At 60.8% G+C, this 15,977-nt stretch carries 15 protein-coding genes; 9 read left to right on the top strand and 6 right to left on the bottom strand.

Annotated elements, in window-relative coordinates; translation table 11 throughout:
* The first annotated feature begins 61 nt into the window (after nucleotides 1–61).
* From J2W17_RS22775 to tldD, 3 genes are all read left to right on the top strand, one after another.
* Nucleotides 62–3,865, top strand: coding sequence for a YhdP family protein (locus J2W17_RS22775; RefSeq protein ID WP_307339720.1), 3,804 nt, complete (start codon nucleotides 62–64; stop codon nucleotides 3,863–3,865).
* A gap of 182 nt (nucleotides 3,866–4,047) precedes the next feature.
* On the top strand, nucleotides 4,048–4,908 hold the full coding sequence (locus J2W17_RS22780; RefSeq protein WP_307339723.1) for a carbon-nitrogen hydrolase family protein: 861 nt from the start codon (nucleotides 4,048–4,050) through the stop codon (nucleotides 4,906–4,908).
* Nucleotides 4,909–4,913: 5 nt separating this feature from the next.
* On the top strand, nucleotides 4,914–6,356 hold the full coding sequence (gene tldD, locus J2W17_RS22785) for a metalloprotease TldD (RefSeq protein WP_307339726.1): 1,443 nt from the start codon (nucleotides 4,914–4,916) through the stop codon (nucleotides 6,354–6,356).
* A 48-nt stretch (nucleotides 6,357–6,404) separates the two neighbouring features.
* Here the strand turns inward: tldD and yjgA are convergent, their stop codons facing one another.
* Nucleotides 6,405–6,929: a ribosome biogenesis factor YjgA gene (gene yjgA, locus J2W17_RS22790; protein WP_064679728.1), complete on the bottom strand. Its 525-nt coding sequence runs from the start codon at nucleotides 6,927–6,929 to the stop codon at nucleotides 6,405–6,407.
* A gap of 107 nt (nucleotides 6,930–7,036) precedes the next feature.
* Between yjgA and pmbA the strand changes: the two genes are divergently transcribed.
* The 6 genes from pmbA (at nucleotide 7,037) to J2W17_RS22820 (ending at nucleotide 12,391) form a co-directional block, all read left to right on the top strand.
* On the top strand, nucleotides 7,037–8,383 hold the full coding sequence (gene pmbA / locus J2W17_RS22795) for a metalloprotease PmbA (protein WP_307339732.1): 1,347 nt from the start codon (nucleotides 7,037–7,039) through the stop codon (nucleotides 8,381–8,383).
* A 249-nt stretch (nucleotides 8,384–8,632) separates the two neighbouring features.
* Nucleotides 8,633–9,040, top strand: a complete 408-nt coding sequence (locus J2W17_RS22800) for a FagA protein (protein WP_307339735.1) — start codon at nucleotides 8,633–8,635, stop codon at nucleotides 9,038–9,040.
* On the top strand, nucleotides 9,021–10,397 hold the full coding sequence (locus J2W17_RS22805; protein ID WP_307339737.1) for a class II fumarate hydratase: 1,377 nt from the start codon (nucleotides 9,021–9,023) through the stop codon (nucleotides 10,395–10,397). The genes J2W17_RS22800 and J2W17_RS22805 overlap by 20 nt, the downstream gene beginning before the upstream one ends.
* A 27-nt stretch (nucleotides 10,398–10,424) precedes the next feature.
* The gene (locus J2W17_RS22810) at nucleotides 10,425–10,853 is read left to right on the top strand and encodes a hypothetical protein (protein WP_307339740.1); all 429 of its coding nucleotides are present in this window, start codon (nucleotides 10,425–10,427) and stop codon (nucleotides 10,851–10,853) included.
* A 2-nt stretch (nucleotides 10,854–10,855) separates the two neighbouring features.
* Nucleotides 10,856–11,467, top strand: coding sequence for a superoxide dismutase (locus tag J2W17_RS22815; protein ID WP_307339743.1), 612 nt, complete (start codon nucleotides 10,856–10,858; stop codon nucleotides 11,465–11,467).
* Nucleotides 11,468–11,497: 30 nt separating this feature from the next.
* On the top strand, nucleotides 11,498–12,391 hold the full coding sequence (locus J2W17_RS22820; RefSeq protein WP_307339745.1) for a ZIP family metal transporter: 894 nt from the start codon (nucleotides 11,498–11,500) through the stop codon (nucleotides 12,389–12,391).
* Nucleotides 12,392–12,409: 18 nt separating this feature from the next.
* On the opposite strand, the gene J2W17_RS22825 is transcribed toward J2W17_RS22820, so the two are convergent.
* The 5 genes from J2W17_RS22825 to J2W17_RS22845 form a co-directional block, all read right to left on the bottom strand.
* Nucleotides 12,410–12,685 (bottom strand): HPr family phosphocarrier protein, encoded by a 276-nt coding sequence (locus tag J2W17_RS22825; RefSeq protein WP_307339748.1) that lies wholly within the window; start codon nucleotides 12,683–12,685, stop codon nucleotides 12,410–12,412.
* 15 nt (nucleotides 12,686–12,700) lie between these two features.
* Entirely contained in the window at nucleotides 12,701–13,558 is an 858-nt protein-coding gene (rapZ, locus tag J2W17_RS22830; RefSeq protein ID WP_307339751.1) for an RNase adapter RapZ, read from the bottom strand.
* 2 nt (nucleotides 13,559–13,560) lie between these two features.
* Nucleotides 13,561–14,025, bottom strand: coding sequence for a PTS IIA-like nitrogen regulatory protein PtsN (ptsN, locus tag J2W17_RS22835; RefSeq protein ID WP_307339754.1), 465 nt, complete (start codon nucleotides 14,023–14,025; stop codon nucleotides 13,561–13,563).
* A gap of 12 nt (nucleotides 14,026–14,037) precedes the next feature.
* Entirely contained in the window at nucleotides 14,038–14,346 is a 309-nt protein-coding gene (hpf, locus tag J2W17_RS22840) for a ribosome hibernation-promoting factor, HPF/YfiA family (RefSeq protein ID WP_007941242.1), read from the bottom strand.
* 74 nt (nucleotides 14,347–14,420) lie between these two features.
* Complete coding sequence (locus J2W17_RS22845; RefSeq protein WP_307339759.1) at nucleotides 14,421–15,914, bottom strand: RNA polymerase factor sigma-54; 1,494 nt, start codon at nucleotides 15,912–15,914, stop codon at nucleotides 14,421–14,423.
* Between the last annotated feature and the right edge of the window lie 63 nt (nucleotides 15,915–15,977).

Raw genomic sequence — 15,977 nt, forward strand, 5'->3', positions numbered from 1 at the left:
ACCCTGCTAGAACAGCTGGCCTCAGCGTTTTGCATTATTACTGCCATGGGAGCCAACTGACATGGACCGTCTGACACGCATACTGGCCGCACTGACCCGCTGGGGTCTGGGCCTGTGCGCGTTGGTCCTGGTGCTGATGGCGCTCTATGTCAGTCTTGGCCGGGAATTGACACCCCTGGTGGCCGAATACCGTGCCGAAGTCGAAACCAAAGCGGCGGCGGCCTTGGGCATGCCGCTGCATATCGGCGAACTGGAAGGCAACTGGAGCGGTTTTGCGCCGGTTCTGCTCGCTCACGACGTGATGGTCGGCGAGGCCGCCAATGCCCTGCGCCTGGATCAGGTACGCGCGGTGCCGGATCTCTGGGCGAGTCTGCTGGCACGGGAGGTGCGCATCGCTCACCTGGAACTCAATGGCCTGAAGATCAGCCTCAAGGAAGGCGCAGACGGTCACTGGGCGCTGGAAGGCCTGCCGGTACAGCAGGATCAACCGCTTGATCCGCAGCAGTTGCTCAATCGTATGCAAATGGTCCAGCAACTGTCGGTGCTCGACAGCCAGATCACCTTTCAGTCACTGGATCAGCCACCGTTGACCCTGACTTACGTCGGCTTGAATCTGAAAACCGGCGCTTCCCGCCAACGACTCGACGCCCGCCTGACCCTGCCCGATGGCCAGCCGATGGCCATGAGTCTGCGTACGCGTATCCGCGCCAGCGAGTGGAAGGACGGCGAGGTGGATGCCTACCTGAGCCTGCCGCAAAGCGACTGGTCGAAGTGGTTGCCGGAGCGCCTGACCCAGCAGTGGAATTTCTCCGAGATCAAGGCCGGCGGCGAGCTGTGGCTGAACTGGAACAAGGGCGCCCTGCAAAGCGCCGCAGTCCGTTTGAATGCCCCGCAACTCAAGGGCGCCTACGCCGAGCGCAAACCGATCCAGATCAATAACCTGGCGCTCAACGGTTATTTCCAGCGCAGCGCCGACGGCTTTCTCGCGAGCCTGGACTCCCTGGCCATGAACCTTGGCGAGACGCGCTGGGAGTCACGTTTGCAACTCAAGGGCAGCGTGGCCACCGACAAGACGCAAGAGCTCTGGCATCTACAGGCCGACCGTCTCGACCTCACTGCGCTCACTCCCCTGCTGAATGCTTTGGGGCCACTGCCCCAGGGTGTTTCCACGGCGGTGGAGCGGCTGAAGGTGACCGGTGGTTTGCGCAATGTACTGATCGATTTCCGGCCCAACGCTACCGACGACAGCAAGTTCAGCTTTGCCGCCAACCTGGACCGGGTCGGCTTCGACGCCTGGCACGGCGCTCCGGCGGCGCGTAACGTCAGCGGCAGTATCAGCGGTGACCTCGGGCGCGGGGAGTTGCGCATGGACAGCAAGGATTTTTCCCTGCACCTGGACCCGATCTTCGCCAAGCCCTGGCAATACCTCCAGGCCAACGCAACCTTGAACTGGAAGCTCGACAAAGAAGGTTTCACCCTGATTGCACCCTACCTCAAGGTGTTGGGCGAAGAGGGCAAGATCGCCGGCGATTTCCTGATCCGCCTGCATTTCGATCACTCCCAGGAAGATTACATGGACCTGCGGGTCGGTCTGGTGGACGGCGATGGCAAGTACACCGCCAAGTATTTGCCGACAATGCTCAGCCCGGCGCTGGACGAATGGCTGCGAACGGCGATTCTCAAAGGCGCTGTGGACCAGGGCTTCTTTCAGTATCAAGGTTCGTTGAACAAGGGCGCTGCGCAAGAGGATCGCAGCATCAGCCTGTTCTTCAAGGTGCACGATGCCGAGCTGGCCTTCCAGCCAGGCTGGCCCCATGTCAGCAAGGTCACGGGTGATGTGTTCGTCGAAGACAGCGGCGTGCGTATCCTGGCCAGCAAAGGCCAGTTACTCGACACCCAGGTTCGCGATATCTACGTCAATATTCCCCACGTCGCGAGCGGTAAAACCAGCCGACTGTTTCTCGACGGCGCGTTCGCCGGCGGTTTGGGCGATGGCCTGAAGATTCTTCAGCAAGCACCGATCGGTACCGCCCAGACCTTTGCCGGTTGGGAAGGCGAGGGCGATCTGCAGGGCAAGCTGAAACTGGATATCCCGTTGGCCAAAGGCGAGCAGCCGAAAATCCTCGTCGACTTCAAGACCGCCAAGGCGCGCCTGAAACTGGCCGAACCGACCCTGGAGCTGACCCAGCTCAAGGGCGATTTCCGTTTCGACAGTGCCAAGGGCTTGAGCGGGCAGAACATCACCGCTCGCGCCTTCGACAAGCCGGTCAGTGCACAGATTTTCGCCGATGGCAGCCCGGGCAACCTCAAGACCCGTGTGGCCGCATCGGGTCAGGTCGAGGTCAAGAAACTCACGGACTGGTTGAGCGTCACTCAGCCATTGCCGGTGTCCGGCCTGATTCCCTATCAGCTGCAATTGAATCTTGAAGGTGACAACAGTCAGTTGATGGTCAGTTCCAGCCTCAAGGGCGTGACCCTCGATTTGCCCGCGCCGTTCGGCCTGGCGGCCGATGTGGGCCGCGACACCACTTTCCGTATGACGTTGCAAGGTCCGGAGCGGCGCTACTGGGTCAACCATGGCCAACTGGCCAACTTCACCTTCGCGGCGCCGCCCGGCAATTTTGCCGACGGTCGCGGTGAGTTGATCCTCGGTGGCGGCGATGCCGTGCTGCCCGGGGCCAAAGGCCTGCGGGTGCGTGGCGCGCTGGCGGAGCTGGATGTCGGCCCGTGGAAGGATCTGCTGGACAAATACGCCGGTCAGGACCCGGGCGGTAACGCCAAACAGTTGCTCAGCAGTGTGGATCTCAAGGTCGGCAAGCTCAGCGGAGTCGGTACTACCCTTGATCAGGCGGACATTCAGCTGAACCGCAAACCGGGCGCATGGGCGGTGCGACTTGATAGTCAGCAGGTCAAAGGGGGCGCCAGCGTTCCCGATGCCAAAGCCGCGCCGATTGCGGTCAATCTGCAATACGTGCGTTTACCTGCGCCGGATCCGACTGTGCTGGCTGACGAAAACTCGCCTGATCCACTGGCAGCGGTCGACCCGACAAAAATTCCGGCGCTGGATATCACCATCAATCAATTGTTCCAGGGGCAGGATCTGGTGGGCGGCTGGTCGCTGAAAGTGCGTCCGACGGCCAAGGGCATCGCCCTCAATACGCTGGATCTGGGTCTCAAAGGCATTCTGTTGCAGGGCAATGGCGGTTGGGAAGGCACGCCTGGCTCTTCCAGCAGTTGGTTCAAGGGCCGGGCCAGCGGCAAGAACCTCGCCGACGTGCTCAAAGGCTGGGGCTTTGCGCCGAGCGTCACCAGTGAAAATTTCCATATGGACGTCGACGGTCGCTGGCCCGGCTCACCGGCCTGGCTGGCCACCAAGCGCTTTTCCGGAACCCTCGATGCTTCGTTGAATAAAGGTCAGTTCGTTGAGGTCGAGGGCAGCGCACAGGCGTTGCGAGTCTTTGGCCTGCTCAATTTCAACTCCATTGGCCGCCGTCTGCGCCTGGACTTCTCCGACCTGTTTGGCAAAGGCCTGAGTTATGACCGGGTCAAAGGCCTGCTGGTGGCGTCCAACGGCGTGTATGTCACCCGTGAGCCCATCCGGTTGACCGGTCCGTCGAGCAATCTTGAGCTCAACGGCACCCTGGATCTGGTAGGGGACAGGGTGGATGCCAAGTTGCTGGTGACCTTGCCGGTGACCAACAACTTGCCGATTGCCGCACTGATCGTTGGCGCACCGGCCATTGGCGGGGCGCTGTTTCTGATCGACAAGCTGATCGGTGATCGCGTGGCGCGTTTTGCCAGCGTGCAGTACAGCGTCAAAGGGCCGTGGAAAGATCCGAAAATCACTTTCGAAAAGCCTTTTTGAAATCACGCCCCCAGCTCGATGGAGTAGCATGGCCGTAGCGACGCAATCCCTGTAGGAGCGAGCTTGCTCGCGAAAAACGTGAGGACAACGCGTTTGTTCAGATAACACTCGTCATCGTTCACGTCCATCGCGAGCAAGCTCGCTCCTACAGGTATGCGTTATTCCAGATCAGGGAAAAAACCATGTCTGTAGCGGTGATTCAAATGGTCAGCCAGAGCGATGTGCTGGCCAATCTGGCCCAAGCCCGTCGTTTGCTCGAGGAGGCGGCTGCGGGTGGTGCGCGCCTGGCCGTACTGCCGGAAAACTTCGCCGCCATGGGCCGTCGCGACGTTGCCGACATCGGTCGCACCGAAGCATCGGGAGAAGGGCCGATCCTGCCATGGTTGAAACAGACCGCACGCGACCTCAACTTATGGATAGTGGCCGGCACCTTGCCGCTGCCGCCGGTGGATCAGCCGGGGGCGAAAGTGCACGCCTGCTCGTTACTGGTGGACGACCGGGGCGAAACGGTGGCGCGCTACGACAAGCTGCATTTGTTCGACGTGGATGTGGCGGATAATCGTGGGCGTTATCGCGAATCCGATGACTATGCTTACGGCAGTGGTGTGGTGGTGGCGGACACGCCCGTCGGTCGAGTCGGCCTGACGGTGTGTTACGACTTGCGATTTCCAGAGCTGTACAGTGAATTGCGTGCCGCCGGCGCGGAGTTGATTACCGCGCCGTCGGCCTTTACCGCAGTGACGGGCGCGGCCCATTGGGAGGTGCTGATTCGCGCACGGGCCATCGAGACTCAATGTTATGTGCTCGCTGCCGCCCAGGGTGGGACGCATCCGGGGCCGCGGGAAACCTGGGGGCATGCCGCAATCATCGACCCTTGGGGGCGTGTATTGGCGCAGAAGGATCAAGGCGAGGCCGTGCTGCTGGCCGAACGCGATAGCAGCGAACAGGCGTCCATCAGGGCGCGGATGCCGGTGTCCAGTCACCGGCGCTTTTTCTCGCAGGGCGCACAGCGACCTGCCCGGAACGACGAATTTAAGGCGTAAAGCATATGAGCGAGTTGTTGTCCTCAGTCAGTGAACACCTCCTGGCGCCCGGTGGCGTAACGATCGAGAGCCTGCAAGGGGTGCTTGGCGACCTGGCCGGTCCAGGCATCGATGCGGCCGACCTGTATTTCCAGGGGCAGATTTCCGAATCCTGGGCGCTGGAAGACGGCATCGTCAAGGAAGGCAGTTTCAACCTCGACCAGGGTGTCGGCGTGCGGGCGCAATCGGGTGAAAAAACCGGTTTTGCCTACAGCAATGCAATTACCCTGGAAGCGTTGGGAGCGGCGGCACGCGCAGCACGTTCGATCTCCCGCGCCGGGCAGAACGGAACGGTGCAGGCGTTCACTACCCAGGACGTTGCCCAGTTGTACGGGCCTGATAACCCGCTGGAAGTGATGACCCGCGCCGAGAAAGTCGAGTTGCTCAAGCGCATCGACGTCGCGACCCGTGCCCTCGATCCACGCATCCAGCAGGTGACCGTCAGCATGGCCGGCGTCTGGGAGCGCATCCTGGTGGCGTCCACCGACGGCGGCCTGGCGGCGGATGTGCGGCCGCTGGTGCGCTTCAACGTCAGCGTGATCGTCGAACAGAATGGTCGCCGCGAACGCGGCGGTCATGGCGGTGGCGGGCGTACCGACTACCGCTATTTTCTCTCTGAAGACCGCGCCATGAGCTACGCCCGTGAGGCGCTGCGCCAGGCACTGGTCAACCTTGAAGCCATCCCCGCGCCGGCCGGTACCTTGCCGGTGGTATTGGGTTCGGGCTGGTCCGGCGTGCTGTTGCACGAAGCGGTCGGTCACGGCCTGGAAGGCGATTTCAACCGCAAGGGCAGCTCCGCCTACAGCGGGCGCATGGGTGAGATGGTTGCGTCCAAGCTCTGCACCATCGTCGATGACGGCACGCTGGCCGGCCGTCGTGGCTCGCTGAGCGTCGACGATGAGGGCACCCCGACCGAGTGCACCACGCTGATCGAAAACGGCGTGCTCAAAGGCTATATGCAAGACAAGCTCAACTCCCGGCTGATGGGCGTGGCCCGCACCGGTAACGGTCGCCGTGAATCCTACGCGCACCTGCCGATGCCGCGCATGACCAATACCTACATGCTGGCGGGCGAAAGCGATCCGGCGGAAATCATTGCCTCGGTCAAACGGGGTATCTACTGCGCCAACCTCGGCGGCGGCCAGGTTGACATCACCAGCGGCAAATTCGTGTTTTCCACCAGTGAGGCCTATCTGATCGAAGACGGCAAGATTACTGCGCCGGTCAAAGGCGCGACCTTGATCGGCAACGGCCCGGAAGCGATGAGCAAGGTGTCGATGGTCGGTAACGACCTGGCGCTGGACAGTGGCGTGGGGACGTGTGGCAAGGATGGGCAGTCGGTACCGGTGGGTGTCGGCCAGCCAACGCTGAAAATAGATGCGATCACTGTGGGTGGCACAGGATCGTAAGAAATGGAGCTTCGGGTGAGTTGCGTGGCAACTCACCCGATTCGGGACTCAGCGCAGGCCGCGTTGAGTCTCGTCCAGCTCACGGATGTACTTGAAGATTTTACGGCTCGATGCCGGTGGCTTGTTGGTCGCCAGTTCGTGCTGGGCCTGACGGATCAGGGAGCGCAATTGCTGACGATCAGCCTCCGGGTAGTCGAGTACGAACTTCTCCAGGACGCCGTCGTCGCCTGCGATCAAGCGATCGCGCCAGCGTTCCAGGCCATGGAAACGTTCGTTGTACTGCCGGGTGGAGGCATCGAGTTGATCGAGCAGAGTCAGAATGGCGTCAGTGTCCTGATCGCGCATCAGTTTGCCGATGAACATGAGGTGCCGTTTACGCGCGATATTCGCGGTGTGCTTGGGCGCATCGGCCAGGGCCCGGCGCATGGCGTCGGTCAACGGCAGTTTTGCCAGCAGGTCAGGCTTGAGCGTTGTAAGGCGCTCGCCGAGGTCAACCAGAGCATGCAGCTCGCGTTTGACCTGGGATTTGCTTTTTTCTCCCGTATCGAGGGAGTCGTCGTAAGAATCAACCATGGTGGCCGTCCGCAAAGAAACGCCGCCATGATAACCAGTCGGGGGCCGCTTGTCCGGCCCGGTCGCTCGAAGGCCTTACCGAAAGCAGAATTTGAGTGGAGAACAGCATGAGTGCAGTTGAAAGCGTCGGCCCACAAGCGTTACCGGCACTGCAAGAACAAGTCGAGCAGATCATCGCTGAAGCCAGGCGTCAGGGCGCCAGTGCCTGTGAGGTGGCGGTGTCCCTGGAGCAGGGGCTCTCCACGACCGTGCGCCAGCGTGAAGTCGAAACCGTCGAATTCAACCGCGACCAGGGTTTTGGTATTACGCTGTATGTCGGCCAGCGCAAAGGTTCGGCGAGTACCTCGGCCAGTGGCCCCGAGGCGATTCGCGAGACCGTTGCCGCCGCGCTGGCCATCGCCAGGCACACCTCGGAAGACGAAGCCGCGGGCCTGGCCGATGCCGCGCTGATGGCCAAGGATCTGCAGGACTTCGACCTGTTCCACCAGTGGGACATCACCCCGGAACAAGCCATCGAGATGGCCTTGACCTGTGAAGCGGCGGCGTTTGCCGCCGACAGCCGGATCAAGAACGCCGATGGCACCAGCCTCAGTACCCACCAGGGGTGCCGCGTGTACGGCAACAGCCATGGATTTGTCGGTGGCTATGCATCGACGCGCCACAGCCTCAGCTGCGTCATGATCGCTGAGGCCGACGGTCAAATGCAGCGCGACTACTGGTACGACGTGAACCGTCAGGGCAGCCTGCTGGCCGACCCGGTGAGCATCGGCCAGCATGCCGCGCAACGGGCGGCGAGCCGTCTTGGCGCCCGCCCGGTGCCAACCTGCGAAGTGCCGGTGCTGTTTTCCGCGGAACTGGCCGGTGGTTTGTTCGGCAGTTTCCTCTCGGCGATTTCCGGCGGCAGCCTGTACCGCAAATCGTCCTTCCTCGAGGGTACCCTGGGGCAGAAACTGTTTCCGGAATGGTTGACCATCGATGAACGTCCACACTTGATGCGCGCGCTGGGCAGCGCGGCGTTCGATGGTGATGGCCTGGCGACCTACGCCAAACCGTTCGTCGAAAAAGGCGAGCTGGTGTCCTACATCCTCGGCACCTATTCCGGGCGCAAGCTCGGTATGCCGAGCACCGCCAACGCCGGCGGCGTGCACAACCTGTTCGTCACCCATGGCGACGAAGACCAGGCCGCTTTGCTGCGCCGTATGGGCCGTGGCCTGCTGGTCACTGAGCTGATGGGCCAGGGCCTGAACATGGTCACCGGCGACTACTCCCGCGGCGCGGCCGGTTACTGGGTCGAAAACGGCGAAATCCAGTTTGCGGTCCAGGAAGTGACCATTGCCGGCAACATGCGCGACATGTTCAAGCAGATCGTTGCGGTGGGTAATGATCTGGAGCTGCGCAGCAACATTCGCACCGGGTCGGTGTTGATCGAGCGGATGACCGTCGCGGGAAGCTAACCCCCGGCAGCTACACAAAAAGGCGCGCCACCCTTTGGGTGGTGCGCCTTTTTTATGCGCCGAGCCCCGCCCCTTGTGGGAGCGAGCCTGCTCGCGAAAGCGGTAGATCAGTCACATCTATGTTGGATGTGCCACCGCTTTCGCGAGCAGGCTCGCTCCCACAGGTTTAGATCTCGCTTACATTGGCGGGGTTGTTTTGCTTCTCATTATCATCTAATAATAAATCTCATTACCGAATGAGCCCGGATCATGAGTTTTGCCTTGCACGAGCAGCCCTACCTCGAAAGCTGGCGCTGGATGAGTCGCCAGATCCGTTGCGCGATGGACCCCAACGAGCCCCGCCTGATCGACCATTACCTGGCTGAAGGCCGGTACCTGGCGTGTTGCACGGCAACTTCGCCCTGGACCATTGCCGAAACTTCCTTCCGTTTATTGCTCGATACCGCCGCCGACGTCGCGCTGCCGTGGCACTGGCGGACCTATTGCCTGGACCAGGCCTGGCGGCCGCTGCGCGAACTGGAGCGCCTCTCGCTGTGCAAATGCCGCCTGAAGCGCTGGCAGCGCTACACCTGGCAACTGGCGACCTGCGAGTTGCAACCCTCGATTCCTCTCATTGAACTGGTGCAAGGATTTTCAGATGATCAAGACACGCATTGAGCGCGACAGCATGGGCGAGCTCCAGGTCCCGGTAGACGCGCTCTACGGCGCACAGACCCAACGCGCGGTGGACAACTTCCCGATCAGCGGCAAGCCGATGCCGGTGCAATTCATCCGCGCGTTGATCCTGGCCAAGGCCGCCGCCGCCCGAGCCAACGTCGAGCTCGAGCAAATCAGCGCGTCCCAGGGCCAGGCCATTGTCGAGGCGGCCCAAGCCCTGCTCGAGGGTGACTTCATGCAGCACTTTCCGGTGGACATTTTCCAGACCGGCTCCGGCACCAGTTCCAACATGAACGCCAACGAAGTGATTGCCTCCCTGGCCAGCCGTCTGCTCGGCGAGCCGGTGAACCCCAACGATCACGTCAACTGCGGCCAGAGCAGCAACGACATTATCCCGACCACCATCCATGTCAGCGCAGCGTTGGCCTTGCATGAACAATTGCTCCCCGCGCTGCTGCATCTGGTGCAGGTGATCGAGCGCAAGGCCGGAGAGGTTCATCACCATATCAAGACCGGGCGTACGCACCTGATGGATGCCATGCCCGTGCGCATGAGCCAGGTGCTCAACGGTTGGGCGCAACAACTCAAGGCGAACATTGGCCATCTGCAGGATCTGCTGCCGAGCCTGCAATCCCTGGCTCAGGGCGGCACGGCGGTGGGCACGGGAATCAATGCACATCCGGAGTTTGCGGCACGCTTCAGTCAACAGCTGACACAACTGACCCAGGTGCAGTTCACGCCGGGCAAGGACCTGTTTGCGCTGATCGGCTCCCAGGACACCGCGGTTGCAGTATCCGGGCAGCTTAAAGCCACGGCGGTCTCGCTGATGAAAATCGCCAACGACCTGCGCTGGATGAACTCCGGTCCTCTGGCCGGTCTCGGTGAGATCGAGCTCGAAGCCTTGCAGCCGGGGTCTTCGATCATGCCGGGCAAGGTCAATCCGGTGATCCCGGAAGCCACCGCCATGGTTGCCGCGCAAGTCATCGGCAACGACACCGTCATCACCATTGCCGGTCAGTCGGGCAATTTCGAACTGAACGTGATGTTGCCGATCATCGCCGAGAACCTGTTGAACAGTGTCGAATTGCTGGCCAACGCCAGCCGTCTGCTGGGTGACAAGGCCATCGCCAGCTTCAAGGTCAACGAGACCCGGATCAAGGAAGCGCTGTCGCGCAATCCGATTCTGGTCACCGCACTCAACCCGATCATTGGTTACCAAAAAGCCGCCGAGATTGCCAAGAAGGCCTATCAACAGGAGCGACCGGTGATCGATGTCGCCCTGGAGCACACTGACCTCACTCGCAGCCAGCTGGAAGAGTTACTCAACCCGGAGAAACTTACTGCGGGCGGCGTGTAATCACCGTTAGCGCTTTGGAGGCTCACCATGGAGCACTGGAAACGCACGATCGAAAGAGCCAATCGCTGTTTCATGCTGGGCGAACTGGTCGATGCCCGCGAGGCTTACTTGCAGGCTTTGGCCCTGGCCCAGGTGTTGTTCGAGCGCTGGGCTGATGCCGATGAAGCGGTGGCGGCCTGCGTGATTTCCCACCACAACCTGGCAGACCTGCATCTGCGTCTGAATCAGCCGGAGGAGAGCGCCGAGTATTTGTGCGCCATCCACCAGCGATTATTGCAGACCATGCAGGACCCGCGTCTGGCGCCGGCCTTGCGTGAAGCGGCATGGCGTCAGAGCAGCAAGACCTACGTCGAGCTGCTGAGTTTCATCAGCGAGCACGGCGAGTACCCGCGCAGCCATCGTTTACTGGACATGGATGTCGCCTCACCTGCACCTCAACATCATGGAGTCCATTGAACATGGCTTTTACCCTGCCTGCCTTGCCCTACGCCTACGATGCCCTGGAACCGCACATCGATGCGCAGACCATGGAAATCCACTACACCAAGCACCACCAGACCTACATCAACAACCTCAATGCCGCGGTGGAAGGCACCGAATATGCCGAGTGGCCGGTGGAGAAGCTGGTGGCAAGCATCCAGCAGCTGCCGGAAAAATTGCGCGCAGCGGTGATCAATCAGGGCGGCGGCCACGCCAATCATTCACTGTTCTGGGAAGTGATGGCGCCTCATGGCGGCGGTCATCCCGACGGTGCGCTGGCCAAGGCGATCGATGAGCAACTGGGTGGCCTGGACACGTTCAAGGAGGCCTTCACCAAGGCCGCGCTGACCCGGTTCGGCAGCGGCTGGGCATGGCTCAGTGTCACGCCGCAAAAGACATTGATCGTTGAAAGCAGCGGCAACCAGGACAGTCCGTTGATGAACGGCAATACGCCGATTCTCGGCCTTGACGTCTGGGAGCACGCTTATTACCTGCGGTATCAGAATCGCCGTCCGGAATACATCAATGCGTTCTACAACGTGATCAATTGGCCTCAAGTCAGCGCGCGCTATCAGGCGGCGCTGGGTTGAGTCTTCTATAAAAATCTTCCAAGGCTGATTATGGGTACTGAAACACTGGCGATCGGAAGTGGACGAATGTTTCGTTACGCGCTGGGATCGCTGTTACTGCTGGCGGGCATGACCTTGTTGGGTGCCCAAGGGCTGGTATGGCTGGACCTGGAACCGAAACTGATGCGGGCGCTGCAAGGCGGGGCGATCTGCGCTCTGGGCACGGCTTTGGGCGCCGTGCCGGTGTTGGTGATCCGGCACATGCCCCAGGCGGTCAGCGATACGCTGCTGGGCTTCGGCGCCGGGGTGATGCTCGCGGCGACGGCGTTTTCGCTGATCGTTCCAGGTATCTCCGCCGCTGAAAACCTGGGGCTGACGCCCTGGGCGGCCAGCGGCCTGATCAGCTTTGGCATCATGCTCGGTGCGTTCGGGCTGTTTCTGGTCGATCGCAAGGTGTCCGGCGCGTCACCGGAAATGCTCGTGGGCACGGTTGACCATCCGGTGATTCCTCCGCGAATCTGGCTATTCGTGTTTGCCATCATCGCTCACAACATACCGGAAGGCATGGCAGTGGGCGTCTCGGCCGGTGGCGGGATGCCGGATGCCGACAGTCTGGCCATGGGCATCGCCTTGCAGGATGTGCCGGAAGGGCTGGTGATTGCGTTGGTGTTGGCCGGGGCAGGGATGTCGCGGGTCAAGGCGTTCCTGATCGGTGCGGCGTCAGGGTTGGTCGAACCGGTTTTTGCGTTGTTATGCGCCTGGCTGGTCAGCCTGGCCGAGATGCTGTTGCCGTTGGGCCTGGCGTTGGCGGCGGGGGCCATGCTGTTGGTGGTTACCCACGAAGTGATACCCGAGTCGCGCCGACACGGTCACGACAAACTGGCCAGCCTGGGATTGTTGGTCGGGTTTTGTTTGATGATGGTGATGGATACGGCTTTGGCGTGAAACAAGATCTTTTGGCGTTCATTCGCCTTCATCGAAGTAGTTATTGATCAGGTTCACCAAGGCTTGTAGCGCCTCATCGGCCTGCTCGCCTTCGGTAATCAAATGAATCCTTGTGCCCTTGCCTGCCGCCAGCATCATCATCGCCATGATGCTTTTGCCATCGACCGTTGATTCCGGGGTGCGCCCCACCCTGATCGTGCAATCCTTGAACTGACCGGCCACTCCGACAAATTTTGCAGAAGCACGGGCGTGCAGGCCCAGCTTGTTGATGATTTCGATTTCCAGAGCAGGCATCGCGATGTGAATCCTTTAGCTGAGGTCGCGGTGGCGGACCTGGACGTTCTTCAGGGTTTTTTGCAGGGCCTGACCCAGGCGTTCGGTCAGGTAGACGGAGCGGTGATGCCCGCCGGTGCAGCCTATGGCGATGGTGACATAAGCGCGATTGCTGGCTGCAAAGCGGGGCAGCCACTTGAGCAGGTAGGCAGAGATGTCCTGGAACATTTCCTCGACGTCCGGTTGTGCCGCCAGGTAGTCGGCGACCGGCTTGTCGAGCCCGGACTGTTCGCGCAGCTCCGGTTTCCAGTAAGGATTTGGCAGGCAACGCACGTCGAACACCAGGTCGGCGTCTACCGGCATGCCACGCTTGAAGCCGAAGGATTCCACCAGGAACGCCGTACCGGGTTCCGGTTGATTCAGCAGGCGCAGCTTGATGGTATCGCGCAGCTGATACAGGTTCAGGTTGGTGGTGTTGACCTTGAGGTCGGCGAGGTCGGCAATCGGCCCGAGCAGGTTGCTTTCGTCGCTGATCGCCTCCGCCAGCGAACGGTTGGCGTTGCTCAACGGGTGACGCCGGCGGGTCTCCGAAAAACGTTTGAGCAAGGTTTCTTCGTCGGCGTCCAGGTACAGGACATCGCACTGGATATGCCGGCTGCGGACTTCTTCCAGCAGCTCGGGAAAACGCGACAGATGGCTCGGCAGGTTGCGCGCGTCGATGGACACGGCAACCAGCGGCTGGGCGAGCTCGGTGTGGATCAAGGCGCGCTCGGCCAATTCCGGCAGGAGCCCGGCAGGCAAGTTGTCGATGCAGTAGAAGCCGTTGTCCTCGAGAACATCGAGCGCGGTACTTTTACCTGAGCCGGAGCGGCCACTGACGATGATCAAACGCATGATTACTGACCGTTTTGCTCGTCCAGGACAACCTGATACAAGGCTTGATTGCTCGGGGCGCTGCGCAGCTTTTCGCGTACTTCCTTGCGATCGAGCATGCTGGCGATCTGGCGTAGCAGCTCCAGGTGCGCATCGGTAGCGGCTTCCGGGACCAATAGCACGAACAGCAGGTCAACCGGGGCACCGTCGATGGCGTCGAAATCGATGGGTGCATCCAAATGCATCAAGGCGCTGATGGGCGAGGTGCAGCCTTTGAGGCGACAGTGGGGGATGGCGATGCCGTTGCCAAAACCGGTCGATCCGAGTTTTTCACGGGCAATCAGAGCCTCGAAGACATCTTGCATCTCCAAATCCGGCACTTCGCGGTGGATGAGGTTGGCAATTTGCTCGAGGGCTTTCTTTTTACTGCCTCCCGGCGCGTTCGCAACGGAACGGCCGGGGGTCAGGATGGTTTCAAGTCGGATCATGGGTTGGGAGTGTTAACGACCGGTCGCGCCCTGGAGGAGGCTCTGGGTCTTTTCCTTATGCTTTTTGAGTTGTTTATCCAGCTTGTCGGTCAATGCGTCGATGGCCGCGTACATATCGGTATGTTCCGCGTTGGCGACGACTTCATTGCCGGGAATATGCAGCGTGGCTTCGATCTTCTGCTTGAGCTTTTCGACCGTCATCGTGACCTGCACGTTGGTGATCTTGTCGAAATGCCTCTCCAATCGTTCGAGCTTTTCGCCGATGTAGGTGCGAAGAGGTTCGGTCACTTCCAGTTGGTGTCCACTGATGTTGACTTGCATACAGCTTCTCCTTCGTTGCCAGTGCATAAAGCGGTAGACCAGATGATCTACCACTGGAACGCTGTGGCGTGGCTCTACATCAACCGCTTGCGTTCGCTCGAAGGCGCGATCCCGAGGGATTCGCGGTACTTGGCGACGGTGCGGCGAGCCACCTGAATGCCTTGTGCCTCCAGTAAACCAGCGATCTTGCTGTCACTCAACGGCTTTTTCTGATTTTCCGCTGCAACCAGTTTTTTGATGATCGCGCGGATCGCCGTGGACGAGCATTCGCCGCCTTCGGAGGTGCTGACGTGGCTGGAAAAAAAGTATTTCAATTCATAGATGCCCCGAGGGGTGTGCATGAATTTCTGCGTAGTCACACGGGAAATCGTCGACTCGTGCATGCCCACCGCTTCGGCGATGTCATGCAGTACCAGCGGTTTCATGGCTTCGTCGCCGTACTCAAGAAAGCCACGCTGATGCTCGACGATCTGGGTGGCCACCTTCATCAGGGTTTCGTTGCGGCTCTGCAGGCTCTTGATGAACCAGCGGGCCTCTTGCAACTGATTGCGCATGAAGGTGTTGTCGGCGCTGGTGTCGGCGCGGCGCACGAAACCGGCATACTGGGCATTGACCCGCAGCCGTGGCACCGATTCCTGGTTCAGCTCCACCAGCCAGCGCTCGTTGTCCTTGCGCACGATGACATCGGGGACGACGTATTCGGCTTCAGTGGACTCGATCTGCGAGCCAGGACGCGGGTTGAGGCTCTGCACCAGTTCGATCACCTGGCGCAGCTCATCTTCTTTGAGCTTCATGCGGCGCATCAGCTGGCTGTAGTCGCGACTGCCAAGCAGATCGATGTAGTCGCTGACCAGGCGCTTGGCCTCGGTCAGCCAAGGGGTCTTGGCGGGCAACTGGCGCAATTGCAGCAACAGGCATTCGCCCAGGTTACGGGCGCCGATGCCGGCGGGTTCGAATTGCTGGATGCGATGCAGGACGGCTTCGATTTCGTCGAGTTCGATGTCCAGTTCCGGGTCGAAGGCTTCGAGAATTTCCTCGAGGGATTCGTCCAGGTAGCCCTGATTGTTGATGCAGTCGATCAGGGTCACGGCAATCAGGCGATCGGTGTCGGACATCGGTGCCAGGTTCAGTTGCCACAGCAGATGGCTTTGCAGGCTTTCACCGGCCGAGGTACGGGTGGTGAAGTCCCACTCGTCGTCATCGTTGCTCGGCAGGCTGCTGGCGCTGGTCTGGTAAACGTCTTCCCACGCGGTATCGACCGGCAGTTCGTTGGGAATGCGCTCGTTCCAGTCCCCTTCCTCGAGGTTATCCACCGTCGGGGCGGTTTCCTGGTAGGAGGGTTCCGACACGTCGGCGTTGGGTTGCAGTTCGGCTTTGTCGGCCAAGGGGTCGGCGTTATCGAAGTCGTCGCCTTCTTCCTGGCGTTCGAGCATCGGATTGGACTCCAGGGCCTCCTGGATTTCCTGTTGCAGGTCCAGGGTCGACAATTGGAGCAGGCGGATGGCCTGTTGCAGCTGCGGTGTCATCGTCAGCTGCTGGCCCATTCTCAAGACTAGCGATGGTTTCATGGCAGGGGCTTAACACCTTATTCGCCGGCGCACATGCGCCATCCACTACAGGGCGCCGGAGCG

It is taken from the genome of Pseudomonas lini (genome assembly GCF_030812475.1).
GTDB classification, from domain to species: domain Bacteria; phylum Pseudomonadota; class Gammaproteobacteria; order Pseudomonadales; family Pseudomonadaceae; genus Aquipseudomonas; species Aquipseudomonas lini_A.

Coding starts and splice junctions, on each gene's coding strand:
- ptsN (WP_307339754.1), bottom strand. CDS start 14,025: ATGATCCGACTTGAAACCATCCTGACCCCCGGCCGTTCCGTTGCGAAC.
- rapZ (WP_307339751.1), bottom strand. CDS start 13,558: ATGCGTTTGATCATCGTCAGTGGCCGCTCCGGCTCAGGTAAAAGTACC.
- J2W17_RS22825 (WP_307339748.1), bottom strand. CDS start 12,685: ATGCCTGCTCTGGAAATCGAAATCATCAACAAGCTGGGCCTGCACGCC.
- J2W17_RS22780 (WP_307339723.1), top strand. CDS start 4,048: ATGTCTGTAGCGGTGATTCAAATGGTCAGCCAGAGCGATGTGCTGGCC.
- J2W17_RS22775 (WP_307339720.1), top strand. CDS start 62: ATGGACCGTCTGACACGCATACTGGCCGCACTGACCCGCTGGGGTCTG.
- J2W17_RS22805 (WP_307339737.1), top strand. CDS start 9,021: ATGATCAAGACACGCATTGAGCGCGACAGCATGGGCGAGCTCCAGGTC.
- tldD (WP_307339726.1), top strand. CDS start 4,914: ATGAGCGAGTTGTTGTCCTCAGTCAGTGAACACCTCCTGGCGCCCGGT.
- J2W17_RS22800 (WP_307339735.1), top strand. CDS start 8,633: ATGAGTTTTGCCTTGCACGAGCAGCCCTACCTCGAAAGCTGGCGCTGG.
- yjgA (WP_064679728.1), bottom strand. CDS start 6,929: ATGGTTGATTCTTACGACGACTCCCTCGATACGGGAGAAAAAAGCAAA.
- pmbA (WP_307339732.1), top strand. CDS start 7,037: ATGAGTGCAGTTGAAAGCGTCGGCCCACAAGCGTTACCGGCACTGCAA.
- J2W17_RS22815 (WP_307339743.1), top strand. CDS start 10,856: ATGGCTTTTACCCTGCCTGCCTTGCCCTACGCCTACGATGCCCTGGAA.
- hpf (WP_007941242.1), bottom strand. CDS start 14,346: ATGCAAGTCAACATCAGTGGACACCAACTGGAAGTGACCGAACCTCTT.
- J2W17_RS22845 (WP_307339759.1), bottom strand. CDS start 15,914: ATGAAACCATCGCTAGTCTTGAGAATGGGCCAGCAGCTGACGATGACA.
- J2W17_RS22810 (WP_307339740.1), top strand. CDS start 10,425: ATGGAGCACTGGAAACGCACGATCGAAAGAGCCAATCGCTGTTTCATG.
- J2W17_RS22820 (WP_307339745.1), top strand. CDS start 11,498: ATGGGTACTGAAACACTGGCGATCGGAAGTGGACGAATGTTTCGTTAC.